Source organism: Halodesulfurarchaeum sp. HSR-GB (assembly GCF_031432215.1).
GTDB lineage: Archaea > Halobacteriota > Halobacteria > Halobacteriales > Halobacteriaceae > Halodesulfurarchaeum.
Genome location: NZ_JAVKGN010000001.1, coordinates 475,424 through 488,464, shown reverse-complemented (window position 1 = coordinate 488,464; position 13,041 = coordinate 475,424). Strand labels below are relative to the sequence as shown.

Sequence of the window (13,041 nt, the reverse complement as noted above, 5' to 3'; positions counted from 1 at the left end):
GAGCAACGGTGCTCGAAATCCACTCGCGAGCAACCGCTCTAGAAACCTTCAAACCGCGGGCGGGCCCAGTCCCGACTCGTGGACGCCACCGTCGCCGACCTGCTTCGACTGCTCGCCGTCCCGGTCTTCGCCTGGGCCGGGATTCAGGACCTCAGGACCCGCCGGGTCCCGAATCGGACCTGGCTGCCCCTCGTGGCCCTCGGCGTGCTGCTCGTCGGCTGGGACCTCCTGGTGCTGGGCCCGGGCTCTCCGGGGTTCGGCCTCTATCTGCTTCGAGTCGGGCTCAGCGTGGGGCTGGTCGGGGGGCTCGCGCTCGGCTTCTGGATCATCGGTGGCTTCGGCGGGGCCGACGCGAAGGCGTTTCTGACCCTCGCCGTTCTCTTCCCGACGTACCCGGCCTACGAGGCGTTTGGCAGCACGCTCCCCGTCGTCGAGACCACGATCGGGGTCTTCTCGCTCACGGTGCTGACGAACGCCGTGCTGGTCGGGGCCGCCTACCCGATCGCACTTGCACTCTCGAATCTCCGAGGTGGAACGTTCTCCCTGCTCTCCCTGGTCGCCCGGGAAGTGTCCGTCACGAGTTTACCGGACAGACACGGCACCCTGCTCGACACCGACGGCGGCTTCACTCGCTCGGGGCTGGACCTGGACGCCCTGCGGATGTATCTCCGGTGGCGACGGATCGACCTGGCGACACTGCGTACCACGCCGGAACTCGTCGATCCTGAGACACTTCCCGAGGAACCCGGTGACCCGACGGATGGCGCTGTTGGGGCCGGAACGGCGGTGACCGAGCCCTCGGTCCCGTCTGCTGGTGACCTGACCGAGGAATCGGCGGACCGCTGGGGTGCCACCGCGTTCCTCGACGCCCTCGACGGATCGGCCTACGGGACCAGCCCCGAAGATCTCCGGGCGGGCCTCGATCGAATCGTGGCAGCAGACCGGGTCTGGGTCTCGCCGGGGATCCCCTTCATCGTCCCGACGGTTCTGGGTCTGGTCCTCGCGCTCATCGCCGGGGACCTGCTGTTCTGGGTGCTCGAATTGCTCGGCCTGGCCGGTCCCTGACCCCGGACGAAACGGCTATCCGGCGGCCACCCGTTCTCCGGGTATGGATTCCTTCGAGGTCGAACTCGACTTCGATTCCGGGCTGATCCCCGTCATCACCCAGGACGTCGAAACTGAGGAGGTGCTCATGTTTGCCTACGCCACCCGCGAGGCCGTCGAGCAGACCGTCGAGACGGGGCGGGCACACTACTACTCTCGCAGCCGAGACGAACTCTGGGAGAAGGGCCAGAGCTCCGGGCACACCCAGTCGGTCGCGGAGATCCGGGTGGACTGTGACGCCGACACCCTGCTCTACCGCGTCGAACAGGAGGGAGGGGCCTGTCACACGGGCCATCGTTCCTGTTTCTACCGCACCCTCGACGGAACTGACGTGGGCGAAGTCGTCTTCGACCCCGATGACGTCTACTGAGGACTCGATGACTGAGCCGGATCTGGTCGCGGAGCTCGCAGCGGCCCGCGAGGCGCTCGCTCAGGCCGAAGCACAGGTGGCGGAAATTGGCGAGTCCCGGCTCCGGCGGCTCGAATCGGCCCACGAGGAGTTCACCACGCTGCTCTCGACCTACGAGGACCGGGCCACCGGCTCGGGGGACTTCCAGGCCTTCGTCGAGTTCCAGGACGAACTGGCCCACTTCCTGGATGATTACCCCGAGGACCTGCCCGAGCGCGAGACCTTCGAGGCGATCGACGAGACCCTCCAGAAGCGCCGCCTGACCGACGAGGATTTCGAGTGGGCCCGTGACCGACTCGGCCCGGTCGAGGACCTGCTGGACCGCCTGACCGAGCGTAACGAGGCCGAGCAACGCGTCCATACCCTGGCGGGAGAGATACGAACGGCCATTCGCGAGACTCGGGAGCGCATCGATCGCCTGGAGACGGTCAAACGCTTGGGCACTGCTGACCTCGACGCCCCGGTCGAGGTCCTTCGCGATCCGATCGAGCGGTACAACGAGTCGGTTCGCGCCGCGATGCAGCGGGCCCGGTCCGAGATGCGGGCCCGGCAGGTCCTCTCGATCCTGGAGACGGCCGAGCGCTTTCCGCTGCTGTCGGTCCCCGCACCGCCGGCGGAGCTTCGCTCGTATCTCGAATCGGCCGCCGTCGGGACCGAGACGATTCCGACGCTGCTGGAGTATGCCGATTATTCCCAGTCGAAACTCACCCACTACGTCGACGCGCCGGCGACGTTCGCCCGGGTGGTCGGCGGGAACCGGACCTACCTGGACACCCTCGATGCGACGCCCTTCGAGATCGAGTGGCCACCGCCCGCGGCCGACCACCTTCGATTCCGTGGGCGGGAACTCGTCTCGGTCCTGAACCGATTCGACGCGAGGGACTCGATCGCCGCGCTCAGGGACGTCCTCGACCTCGCTCGCGGGGACCCCGCCCGGTACGCCTCGCTCAGGAAGACCGCCCGCGCGCGGACGGAACTCACCGAAGCCGAACGCCGACAGGTCGCGGACGGAACGATCGAGGCGGAACTGGAAGCCGCTCGCGACCGGTTGGCGGCCCTGGAGACCGCCCTGGAGTCCGACCGGTAGTACGAACCTTCTTATTCGGGTGGAGAATATTGGACTTCGAATGGCCTCGGCCCGGGATCAGGAACTCACGGACAGATTCGAGACGTTCTACCGGCAGCACGAGAGCGACGCGATCGCCGATCTGGCGCGGAAGTACCCCCGCGAGGACAAGTCCCTGGAGATCGACTGGCAGGACCTGTTTCGGTTCGATCCGGACTTCGCGGAGGACGTCATCAGCTCGCCGCGCACCCTGCTGGACGCCGCGGAGGAGGCGCTGGGTCGCTATGACTTGCCGGTCGACAAGGACCTCTCGGGCGCACACGTCCGGGTCGTCAACCTCCCGGAGGCGACGGAGATCCGGGCGATCCGGGCCGAGCACCTGGGCACGCTCGTCTCGGTGCAGGGCATCGTTCGCAAGGCGACGAGTGTCAAACCCAAGATCGAGCGGGCCGCCTTCGAGTGTCTCCGCTGTGGCACGATCACCGTCGTGCCGCAGGCCGACGGGGACTTCCAGGACCCCTACCAGTGTGACGGCTGCGAGCGGGAGGGCCCCTTTCAGTTTCTCACCGATCACGGCGAGACCGAGTTCGTCGACGCCCAGAAGCTTCGCATCCAGGAGAGTCCCGAGGGGCTGGCCGGCGGCGAGACACCCGAGAGCATCGACATGCACATCGAGGACGACATCACCGGGGAGGTCAGCCCCGGGGACCACGTCACCGCGACCGGCATCCTCCGTCTGGACGACAGCGACATGGAGTCGACGGACAGCCGCGTCTTCGACATGTACCTGGAGGGCGTGGACGTGGTCGTCGAGGACGAGGAGTTCGAGGAGATGGAGATCTCCGATGCCGAACGCGAGGAGATCATTCGGCTCTCCGAGCAGCCGGATATCTACGAACAGCTCGTAGACTCGGTCGCTCCGACCATCTACGGGTTCGACGTGGCGAAACTCGCGATCGGGCTCCAGCTGTTCTCCGGCGTGACAAAGCACCTCCCCGACGGCGCGCGGATTCGCGGGGACGTGCACATTTTGCTGGTCGGCGATCCTGGCACGGGGAAGTGCGTGCGGGGCGATACGACCGTCACGCTCGCCGACGGAACCAGGCGGAACATCCGCGACCTGGTGGAATCGAATCTGGAGGACCCCCAGCCAGTCGACGATGGCGTGTTCGCCCGGACTGATATTCCAGTCCTTTCCATGACCGAGGAGGGCTCGATCGAACCGGCCAGCGCCACCAAAGTCTGGAAGCGCGAGGCCCCAGAGACGATGTACCGGGTCACGCTCTCGGATGGCTCCGAACTGGAGATCACGCCCTCGCACCCGCTTTTCACCCTCGACAGTGGCTCACCTGCGGCAGTCACCGGCGAGGAACTGTCCGAAGGAACGTTCGTCGCGGTTCCTCGAGACACAGATCGAGAGACGGATGTAATCCCCAATGTGAGCGAGGAACTCACCCGAATTCGAACGGCCCTGGCACTCTCTCAATCGGAGTGTGGGGTTCCCCGAACAACCTTCCAGCACTACGAACGGGGCGACCGGAATCCAGGTCGTGAGTCGCTTCGTACGGTGCTCAAAACGTTCGAATCGCGGCTTGCCGACCTCCGGGAAGCATCCCAGTCACTGGATGGGGCGGACTGGGATCAGGTGGAGCAGATCCGACAGGATCTCGGCCTCTCTCAGGCCGCGCTGGCCGACGAAATCGGTGTGGGTCAGACCACCGTTTCGCTGTACACTCGGGGCGAAGTGGTGCCGGACGGCGGTCGGGTCCAGGACGCACGCGAGGTGATTCAGGAACGTCTCGAAACCGCGCTCTCGGTGACTGATTCGGTTCGGGCCCTCTCACAGCTCGTCGAGGGCGATCTGGCGTGGGCGGAGATTACCGACATCGAAGCGGTCGAGCCGAACGAGGAGTGGGTCTACGACCTGGAAGTCGAGGGTACACACTCCTATCTCTCGAATAACGTCCTCTCGCACAACTCCCAGATATTACAATATATCCGACATATCGCTCCACGATCAGTGTACACCTCGGGGAAGGGCAGTTCTTCGGCCGGGCTGACGGCGGCGGCGGTGCGAGACGACTTCGGCGAGGGCCAGCAGTGGTCCCTCGAAGCGGGGGCGCTGGTGCTCGCGGACAAGGGCATCGCGGCGGTGGACGAACTCGACAAGATGGCCTGCGTGACCGGGGATACGCTGGTTTCACTCGGGGACGGCGAACTCGAACGCATCGGCGAACTCTCTCGGGAAGCAGCAGCCGAGGGGTCCATCGAAGAACTGGAGAACGGCCGGACGATCCGGGACGTTCCGGATCTCTCGGTGCAGACGATGACCGAAGACGGCTCGATCGAGGAGCGCCCAGTCACGGCGATTCACGAGTACGACGCGCCGACGGGACTTCGAAAAGTCACGCTCGAATCTGGAGAATCGCTGACTGCAACCCCCGATCATCCGTTCTTTGTCTTTGAAGCGGGTGAAACGGTGGAGCGTCAGGCTGAAGAGCTTTCAGCTGGAGATTGGGTTTTCATTCCGAAAACCTCTCAGCCCACGGCTGGTGATGGTGGCGTTGCCGCCGCCCGGGGGGCAACTAGCGCCCAGACAACAGATGACCCGTCGTCTGTTGCACTTGCAGCCGTTTTGGGCTATCTCTCTGGCGACGGAAACGTCTATTACAACCGAAAGGAGGGCTCCTATGGGGTTCGTTTCATTAACAGCGAAGAAGAACTCCTCTCGGACTTCGAGCAGGTTGCCAAACAGGCGTTCGAAAAATCACCGGTCCGCCATCCAAGTGAACAGCGTTCCGATGGGGTTGAAACGGTCCGCGTCAACGGCAAATCCGCTGCCGATACAGTCCTCGACGCTGGAATGAACCTCCAGATTTACGACGGGAAAACATTCCCAACTAGTATTACTGATGGCGGTCGCCTTCAAAAAGCTGCATTCGTTCGGGCGCTTGCAGATAGTGAGGGATCTGTCGACACCGCCACTGGGAATGTCAAAATCCACTCGGCGAGCCGAGAACTATTGAATGGGACCAAGTCGGTCCTTCGTCAATTTGGCGTGTCCGCACAAATACAGCACCGGGATCGCGAGGATAAACGCGATATTTTCATTCTTGCAATTACGGATGCCGAGTCGCTACAAAATTTCCAGGCTTACATTGGATTCACTCTTTCGCGGAAACAGGACGCTCTTGACGCAGTTGTCGAATCGGTGGATGGTAGCCGAACCATCCTTGATGTTATCCCTGAAATCGGTGAACGTCTCAAGAAAACCCGCGAAGGCCTCCGGCTTTATCAATCCGAGTCTGGGACATCGGCATACGGGGACTTCGAGCGCGGGGAAGCAAACACTTCGATACATCGCGCGACGGATATTTTGCTGGCATTCAAAGAACGGAAACGGACGTGCCGGGTTGATCTTGACCGGCTCGAAAACGAGGTATCATGGGATCAGCTAGCGGATGTTCGAAGTCGGTACCACGTTTCTCAATCTGACCTCGCCGCAAAAGACGAGGTCAGCCAGCAGCACATTTCCGACCGGTGGGGAAAGGACCCGCAGTTAAAACAATTTGTTCGCCGTAAACTGCAAGAGATACTCGAATCAGTTTTGGAAACTGATGTGGGTTGGTTCGAATCAATCGTCCAAGGGGATGTAAAGTGGCGACGGGTCGATAGTGTTGAATATACTAGCCCGGACCTTTTCGACGACGCAATCCCAATATTATCGGAGGATCTTGCCCAAGAATTGGACTGTTCGCCTGACGAGGCCGAGGCAAAGGGGAGAACGCTTGTCAATGAAAAGGTGGACCTCTCAAACTGGGAGGGGATGGAACTGGCCCTCAATAGGTTCGGAATCTCACAGGCGAAACTTGCGAAGCAGGTGGGTGTTGACCAATCGACGATATCAAGGTGGTTTTCGGAAACGGTGGCGTCATCTAGTTTCGAGTCAGTTCAGAAAGCAACTTCCGACCTCGTGGCGGAGAAGCGACAGCGACTCCGTGATCTTCTTGAAGAAATCACGGAACGAAGATCACCGAAGGTCTACGATCTTACCGTCGAGGGAACCCACAATTTCGTCGCCAACGGGATGGTCGTTCACAACTCGGACGATCGCTCGGCGATGCACGAAGCACTAGAACAACAATCCATTTCGATCTCGAAGGCCGGGATCAACGCCACCCTGAAATCGCGGTGCTCGCTTCTGGGGGCGGCCAACCCCGAACTCGGGCGCTTTGACCGCTACGAGACCCCGGCCGAGCAGATCGACCTGGAGCCGGCGCTGATCTCCCGCTTTGACCTGATCTTTACCGTCACCGACGACCCGGACGAGGAGAAGGACGCGAACCTCGCCGAGCACATCCTCAGAACCAACTACGCGGGCGAGTTGAACACCCACCGGACGAAGGTTAACGCCTCGAACGTCTCCGCCGATGAAGTCGATTCCGCGACCGAATCAGTCTCGCCGGCGATCGAACCGGAACTCATGCGGAAGTATATCGCGTACGCGCGCTCGACGTGCTTCCCGACGATGACCGAGGAGGCGGAGGAACGCATCCGGGAGTTCTACGTCAACCTTCGCTCCCAGGGGACCGGCGAGGACTCCCCGGTGCCGGTCACGGCCCGCAAACTGGAGGCGATCGTGCGACTGGCCGAGGCCTCCGCCCGGGTGCGACTCTCCGACACCGTCGAACTGGAGGACGCCGACCGCTCGCTCGAAATCGTGGAGAAGACGCTCAAGGAGATCGGGATGGACCCCGAGACCGGCCAGTACGACGCCGACGTAATCGAGACCGGTCAGTCCAAATCCCAGCGCGATCGCATCCGGACGATCAGAGAGCTCATCGCGGACATCGAGGCCGACTTCGACGAGGGCGCGCCGATCGACGAGGTGCTGGCCCGCGCGGAGGAGGTCGACATGGACCGCTCGAAGGCCGAACACGAGATCGAGAAGCTCAAACAGAAAGGCGAGGTCTACGAGCCGACGAACGAACACCTCCGGACCACTTGAGCTGAATCCGAACGCTCATTGGATCGCCGGCCGACGGACCGTCATGGACCGCATCGCGGCACTTCGGACCGTCGAGGAGGCCCTGGCGGCCTTCGAGCAGGGTGAGATCGACCTCGACACGATGGAAGCCCGGGTCCAGGGCACGCTGCGCACCTACGCCACCGAGTTCGACGACGGCAACTTGGGAGCGTATCGAGCGACCGGCGATCAGGCCGCCGAGGGACTTATCGTCGTCGCCGAGTCCCCCACTGCGGCTCGGGAACGAGTCCTGGAACTCCTGGCTCCCGACCGTCCCGACTTCGAGGTCGAGCCCGTGGACTGATCGAATCCCTTTTTTGCCAGACGGCACCGGGTTGAGCTGTGTTGTTGGTCATCGCCTATTCGTCGGCCGCCCGCCAGCAACTCCGGAACACCGAGCGGGCGTTCGAAGACGTCTTTCACCGTCGTTTCGGTCGCGTGGGGCTGCTCGCGGAGACGGAACTGGGAGCACTGCTGGCGTTGCGACTCCGGGAGCGACACGGCCCGGACGTGCAACTGGCTCGAACCGAGCCCCTCAACGAGTTCAGTGACGTTCCGGAGCCGGTTCGGGACGCGGCTGCTGCCTACGCCGATCGTGATTCGCCGCAGACGCCGTACGCGAAGTTCGCCGCCGGCACGGAGCACCCGCCCCTTGAGCGGCTTCGCGATCGCGAGCTATGAGGGTCCGTGTGGCCGGCGAAGAGCGAGTCGGCCAGGCGGTGGATCTGCGGTCGGCAGCCGTCGGACCCAGTCAGCTCTCGACAGCCCTGGCGGATCCGAGCGCCGAGTGGATCGACGCGCCAGCCCCGACACCGCCACACGACGCCGTCGGACTGCTGCAGCCAGGGATGGAGCTGGACCTGCGGACGGCACTGGCGGCTGCCGGTCGCTCGCTGGGACTGGTTGCACCTCAGGCCGCGGAAATCACTCGGCTCGACCGAGAAATCGCGTCGATCGAGCCCAACTCGCCGGATCTCCGGGCCGCCCGCCATCGGGCAGCCGAAGCCGGGGCCGACGTGGCCGCGCTGGAGGAGCAGGTGGCGCGGACGAGTGGCCGGCTGGCCGCCCGTCGCGAGGCTGATCTCCCGACGGAGGCAGTCCAGGCGAAACTGGACGACCTCACGCGAAAACTCACCGAGGCCGAGACCGAGCAGATCGCGGCCCAGGAAGCCCTGGAGCAGGCCGAGGCGGCGGCGCAGGCGGCGCGAGACGCCAGAGCGAGGCGGCTGTCGCTGGTCGACCGGCGGGAGAACCGACGGCGCGAAGCCCGGGCGTGGTTTCTCGATGCGCTCGCCGAGCCGTTCGAGCGGGCCCTGGCGAGCCTGCCCGGAGACGTGGCGCCGACACCGCCAGTCGGCTTTGACGGCCCAACGCTCACCGGCGCGCTGGCCGTCGCCCGCATCGCCGACCTCTCCACGCCGGTCGTGCTGGTCGACGGCCCCTTTCAGACTGCTGTCGAGGCGCGGGCGGCACTCGACGCCCCGGTCGTGCTGGCGAGCGTTTAAATCCGACCACCCGCCCAGGTGCGGCCATGGAGTGTGTCACGCAGGCCACCGCCGTCGACGGGACGGCACTCGTCACGGCCGTCCTCGAAAACCCACACGACGAGCCGGCTCGGTTCCGGCTCCGGAACGAACTGGACGGCCCGGTCTGGCCGCCCCGGCGTCGCGGGCACCCGGAAGCTGGCTGGGACGCGGACGGCTACGAGGGCGTCCTCGAACCGGGCGAACGCCGCGCGCTGGGGTATGCTGTACCGGCCGCCCCGCAGGAGGAGCCCGCGACTATCGCCTGGACCGAACCCGCCGAGGCGACCGATTCGGCCCCCACTGCGGAGACGGCGGCCCGCTCCTTTCGGGACCCGCGGCCGCCTCGAAGTGTCATTTCCCCGCCCGGGCGACGGCTCGACGAGGGCAACACGGGGGAGCGGCCGTGATCGTCACCGTCTGCGGGGGCAAAGGTGGCGTCGGCACCAGTACGGTCGCGCTCAACCTGGCCGCGGAACTCGACGCGGTACTGGTGGATGCCGACCTGGGGATGGCCGACCAGCCGACGGACGGTGGGCCGACGCTCTTTGACGTGCTCGCGGGTCGAGTCGACCCGCTGGCGGCCGTCCGGACGGAGTGGGCGGTCGGGGTGCTGCCGGCCGGTCGGTCCCTGGCCGGCGCTCGGTCGGTCGAGCCCAAAGCGCTCGCCTCGGTTCTGGAGTCCCTCGCGGAGACCTACGAGCACGTGATCGTGGACGCGCCGGCCGGGTTCGCGGCCGATACCGCGCTGCCGATCGTGGCGGCTGACTGCTGTGTGCTGGTGACGACCCCCGATCCGGCGACGCTGGCGGATACGGTCCGGACTCGGTCGCTGGCCCGTGAACTCGGCACCGACCTGGGCGCGATCGTGCTCAACCGGGCTGACCGTACGCGGGAGTCGGTGACCGAGACCCTCGGCGGTCCGCAGTTTGCCGTTCCAGAGACGGCCGCCATCCACGAGGCCCAGGCTGCCGGGCTCCCCGTTTCTCTGGACGACGAGCAGAACGCCGGTCACTTCGAGCCGCTGGCTGGGCACGTGCGAACGCTGGCTCGGGACCGGCGGCAAACAGAAACGTAGCTCAGTCGACCAAGACGCGAGCGGCGGAGCGGAGCGTGACCGGGGTCACACCGGCCAGTTCGGCGGCTTCGACCTGCGTGGGGCCGCCCTCGTCCACGTCGGTGACGGCATAGAGGGCGGCCGCGGCGACGCCACTTGGATTGCGGCCACCGATCTCGGCTTGCGGGGTCGAGTCGAGGAGCGACCGGGCCGCAGCCTCCACGTCCGAGCCCAGGCCCAGTTCCGTCGCGAACCGAGGGAGATACTCGCTGGGGTCGATCGGGCCGGTCGGGAGCTCGAGTTCGCGGTTCATCGCGTCGTAGGCCGCCTGGAACTCCTCGGGACTGGCCTTTGCGGTCCCGGTGATCTCCTCGGTCGTGCGGGCGAGCCCGTTCGTGCGGCACACTGCGTACACCGCCGCTGCGGCGAACCCCTCCAGGGAGCGACCCGGGAACAGCGACTCGTCCTGGGCCGTCTCGAAGAGCACGCAGGCCTGATCGCGAATGTCGGTCGGCAGCGAGAGCGCGGCGGTGACCCGCCGGATCTCGGTGAACCCGTAGATCTGGTTGCGCTCGGCCGTCGAGCGCACTTTCGAGCGATCGTGTTGGGTACGCATCCGGCTGAGCCGGCGGCGCTTGCGGCCGGTTACCCGGTTCGAGTGCCCGATCTCCGTGGAGAGGCCCCGGTCGTGTCGCGAGCGGGAGAGTGGCGCGCCAGTCCGCCGGCGGTCGGGGCCGTCCTCGAAGTTCCGCCACTCCGGGCCGCGGTCGATCCGGTCCTCGTCCACGACCAGGCCACACTGGGTACAGATCGTCTCGGTGCCGTCCACGCGAAGGGTGCCTGCACATTCGGGGCAAGTCCGTCCCGTCTCGGTTGCGCTCATCACATCTGAAACTTGACGCTGAAAGGGTATTTAAGATAAGGCTGAGGCGGGGGTTCGAACCGGGGGACGGCAGTGCCCAACCGAACGGTTACCGGTAGGTTTCTCGTCGAAGCTCTCAGCGAACTAACTACGAAGGTTTTTGCCGACGGCCCGCCGAGTTTCGGGCATGACACTTTCGGACATCGCCGAGGGGGTGACCACCACCCACGCCCAGGAGGACCGGGGCGTCGCGGTCGTGGATCGGACGGACGCCTCGCTTTCGACCGTCCTCGCGCCGTACGCCGAGTCCCTTCCCTGTGGGGCCGAGACCGCGGCGACGGTGGTCTCCACGTACGTCGGCGGAAATAGCGTGGGCGAGGCGGCCACGGCCGCGGGTGTCGCACCGATCACGGCCGCAAAGACCCTCCACCGTCTGGGATTCGAGGGTCTCTCGCCGCTGTCGCCCCTGCAACGGGAGATCTGTGGGGACTGGCTCTCGGGGTCGCTCACTCGAATTGAGGCCCAGGAACTCGCGGACGTGGGAGATCGAGCCTTCGCACTCGGGGCCTACATCGAGACCCACGACCCGATTCCGGGCGCGAACGAGACCCTTCAGGACACACTCTCGACCGACGGTGACGCCATGGTCGAGAAACGCGACGCCCTCGCGGACACGATGACGGCCGCGAGTGACCTGCTCTAATTTCGCAGTTTCTCGCCGAGCGTGCCGAGTCGCCCGATCGGCGAGTCGGCACTCGAAGTGTCGACATCCAGATCGAACAGCGTCGCGGCCGCCGTTCTCGCGGCGCGGACGAAGTGGCCGCTCGATTCGAGCGTCGCCGGTCGATGGGCCGGTGCGCCGTCGGGGCGTGCCGGAAGCGAGGTGGTCGCGTCGGCCGGCGGCTCACCGTCGCCGACTGCGAGGACCGAATCGAAGGCAGTCCCGACGTCCGCGAGTCGCCCCCGCTCGCGCTGGAGGGCGTCGACGCCTCGCTCGCTCGGGGGCATTACGGCGACGACTCGATCGGCGGCGGTGACGGCCCCGATGGCCTGGTTCGAGACGACCGGCGGCACGTCGAGCAGTACCCAGTCGGCCCGCTCGGTCGCTGCTTCGATTCGCTCGGCCACCCGCTCGCCGGCCGCTTCGGACTTTGCCGCGGCGATCTGGACGAACGGGGCGAGTGCCGGGACCACCTCGAACCGGCCGTCGCCGTCGACCGGCCACTCGTGTACTGCGTCCGCGAGTTCGGTACTGGGATCGGCGAGCAGTTCGGTCGCGTCGACCGGGACGGTGCCGTCCACGTGACGGCCCAGTCCCTGGGTCGCGAAGTCGAGGTCCAAAACGAGGACGGCCTGGCCCTCGCGGGCGAGGACCCCGCCGAGTTCGAGAACCGACCAGGTGGTTCCAACCCCGCCGACGGTACCGACGAATCCGACACTCTCGGGCTGCATAACTCACCGCAAGCGTGGGGGCGGGAAAAACGCCCGCACTTCGATCAGTCCCGAAGGTGGTCGTTGATCGCACGTGCGATCGCCTCGGGGTCGCCCGCGTTCCGGTCGGCCCCTCGCGGCAGGACCGCGTGAATCGGGCCGCCGCCGTCCCCGTCGAAGCGGGGGATGATGTGCCCGTGCACGTGCGGGACTTCCTGGCCGGCCGCCCGGCCGTTGTTGAACCCGACGGTGGTGGCGTCGGCATCGACGGCCGCCTCGATCGCCGGCGCGAGTTCGCGAAGGCGGTCCATGACCGCGCGGGCCGTCTCGGTGTCGAGGTCCTCGAGTCGCTCGGCGTGGGCGTTCGGAATCACGAGCGTGTGGCCCGGGGCCAGCGGGTTCGCGTCGAGAAAGGCCATCGTCCGGTCGTCCTTGCGGATCGTCGCGGCCGGGGCGTCGCCGGCGGCAATCGCACAGAAGATGCACTCGGTCATAGGGGGGCTTTTGCGTGCCAGCAGTTAAGATTGGGGCGAGCGGACCGATTATCATTTTACCCGGGAGCG

Annotated in this window: 13 protein-coding genes; 10 read left to right on the top strand and 3 right to left on the bottom strand. The window is 65.7% G+C overall.

Annotated elements, in window-relative coordinates:
- The first annotated feature begins 78 nt into the window (after positions 1 to 78).
- The 9 genes from RH831_RS02615 to RH831_RS02575 are packed head-to-tail and all read left to right on the top strand — an operon-like array spanning position 79 to position 10,206.
- The gene (locus tag RH831_RS02615) at positions 79 to 1,065 is read left to right on the top strand and encodes a prepilin peptidase (protein WP_310552707.1); all 987 of its coding nucleotides are present in this window, start codon (positions 79 to 81) and stop codon (positions 1,063 to 1,065) included.
- Between the two features lie 43 nt (positions 1,066 to 1,108).
- Complete coding sequence (gene hisI / locus RH831_RS02610; protein ID WP_310552706.1) at positions 1,109 to 1,474, top strand: phosphoribosyl-AMP cyclohydrolase; 366 nt, start codon at positions 1,109 to 1,111, stop codon at positions 1,472 to 1,474.
- 7 nt (positions 1,475 to 1,481) lie between these two features.
- Positions 1,482 to 2,600: a hypothetical protein gene (locus RH831_RS02605; RefSeq protein WP_310552705.1), complete on the top strand. Its 1,119-nt coding sequence runs from the start codon at positions 1,482 to 1,484 to the stop codon at positions 2,598 to 2,600.
- Positions 2,601 to 2,640: 40 nt separating this feature from the next.
- Positions 2,641 to 7,587, top strand: coding sequence for an LAGLIDADG family homing endonuclease (locus RH831_RS02600; protein ID WP_310552704.1), 4,947 nt, complete (start codon positions 2,641 to 2,643; stop codon positions 7,585 to 7,587).
- Between the two features lie 43 nt (positions 7,588 to 7,630).
- A complete protein-coding gene (locus RH831_RS02595; protein WP_070364076.1) occupies positions 7,631 to 7,909 on the top strand; it encodes a hypothetical protein in 279 nt (92 codons plus the stop codon).
- Positions 7,910 to 7,947: 38 nt separating this feature from the next.
- A complete protein-coding gene (locus tag RH831_RS02590; RefSeq protein WP_070364077.1) occupies positions 7,948 to 8,286 on the top strand; it encodes a hypothetical protein in 339 nt (112 codons plus the stop codon).
- The gene (locus RH831_RS02585; RefSeq protein ID WP_310552703.1) at positions 8,283 to 9,110 is read left to right on the top strand and encodes a hypothetical protein; all 828 of its coding nucleotides are present in this window, start codon (positions 8,283 to 8,285) and stop codon (positions 9,108 to 9,110) included. The genes RH831_RS02590 and RH831_RS02585 overlap by 4 nt, the downstream gene beginning before the upstream one ends.
- A 26-nt stretch (positions 9,111 to 9,136) precedes the next feature.
- A complete protein-coding gene (locus RH831_RS02580; protein ID WP_310552702.1) occupies positions 9,137 to 9,538 on the top strand; it encodes a hypothetical protein in 402 nt (133 codons plus the stop codon).
- Positions 9,535 to 10,206: a chromosome partitioning protein ParA gene (locus tag RH831_RS02575; protein ID WP_310552701.1), complete on the top strand. Its 672-nt coding sequence runs from the start codon at positions 9,535 to 9,537 to the stop codon at positions 10,204 to 10,206. The genes RH831_RS02580 and RH831_RS02575 overlap by 4 nt, the downstream gene beginning before the upstream one ends.
- 1 nt (position 10,207) lies before the next feature.
- Here RH831_RS02575 and RH831_RS02570 read toward each other — a convergent pair whose 3' ends face one another.
- On the bottom strand, positions 10,208 to 11,068 hold the full coding sequence (locus tag RH831_RS02570) for a transcription initiation factor IIB family protein (RefSeq protein WP_310552700.1): 861 nt from the start codon (positions 11,066 to 11,068) through the stop codon (positions 10,208 to 10,210).
- Positions 11,069 to 11,234: 166 nt separating this feature from the next.
- On the opposite strand from RH831_RS02570, the gene RH831_RS02565 reads away from it, so the two are divergent.
- The gene (locus RH831_RS02565) at positions 11,235 to 11,750 is read left to right on the top strand and encodes a hypothetical protein (RefSeq protein WP_310552699.1); all 516 of its coding nucleotides are present in this window, start codon (positions 11,235 to 11,237) and stop codon (positions 11,748 to 11,750) included.
- Here RH831_RS02565 and RH831_RS02560 read toward each other — a convergent pair.
- Together RH831_RS02560 and RH831_RS02555 are read right to left on the bottom strand one after the other, a co-directional pair.
- Positions 11,747 to 12,499, bottom strand: coding sequence for an AAA family ATPase (locus RH831_RS02560; protein ID WP_310552698.1), 753 nt, complete (start codon positions 12,497 to 12,499; stop codon positions 11,747 to 11,749). The two genes, RH831_RS02565 and RH831_RS02560, sit on opposite strands and share 4 nt — an antisense overlap.
- Before the next feature lie 44 nt (positions 12,500 to 12,543).
- The gene (locus RH831_RS02555; RefSeq protein WP_310552697.1) at positions 12,544 to 12,972 is read right to left on the bottom strand and encodes an HIT family protein; all 429 of its coding nucleotides are present in this window, start codon (positions 12,970 to 12,972) and stop codon (positions 12,544 to 12,546) included.
- Between the last annotated feature and the right edge of the window lie 69 nt (positions 12,973 to 13,041).

Excerpts from the sequence above, each read along its gene's own strand:
- hisI (WP_310552706.1), top strand. The coding sequence starts at position 1,109 with ATGGATTCCTTCGAGGTCGAACTCGACTTCGATTCCGGGCTGATCCCC.
- RH831_RS02600 (WP_310552704.1), top strand. The coding sequence starts at position 2,641 with ATGGCCTCGGCCCGGGATCAGGAACTCACGGACAGATTCGAGACGTTC.
- RH831_RS02555 (WP_310552697.1), bottom strand. The coding sequence starts at position 12,972 with ATGACCGAGTGCATCTTCTGTGCGATTGCCGCCGGCGACGCCCCGGCC.
- RH831_RS02565 (WP_310552699.1), top strand. The coding sequence starts at position 11,235 with ATGACACTTTCGGACATCGCCGAGGGGGTGACCACCACCCACGCCCAG.
- RH831_RS02570 (WP_310552700.1), bottom strand. The coding sequence starts at position 11,068 with ATGAGCGCAACCGAGACGGGACGGACTTGCCCCGAATGTGCAGGCACC.
- RH831_RS02605 (WP_310552705.1), top strand. The coding sequence starts at position 1,482 with ATGACTGAGCCGGATCTGGTCGCGGAGCTCGCAGCGGCCCGCGAGGCG.
- RH831_RS02585 (WP_310552703.1), top strand. The coding sequence starts at position 8,283 with ATGAGGGTCCGTGTGGCCGGCGAAGAGCGAGTCGGCCAGGCGGTGGAT.
- RH831_RS02580 (WP_310552702.1), top strand. The coding sequence starts at position 9,137 with ATGGAGTGTGTCACGCAGGCCACCGCCGTCGACGGGACGGCACTCGTC.
- RH831_RS02595 (WP_070364076.1), top strand. The coding sequence starts at position 7,631 with ATGGACCGCATCGCGGCACTTCGGACCGTCGAGGAGGCCCTGGCGGCC.
- RH831_RS02560 (WP_310552698.1), bottom strand. The coding sequence starts at position 12,499 with ATGCAGCCCGAGAGTGTCGGATTCGTCGGTACCGTCGGCGGGGTTGGA.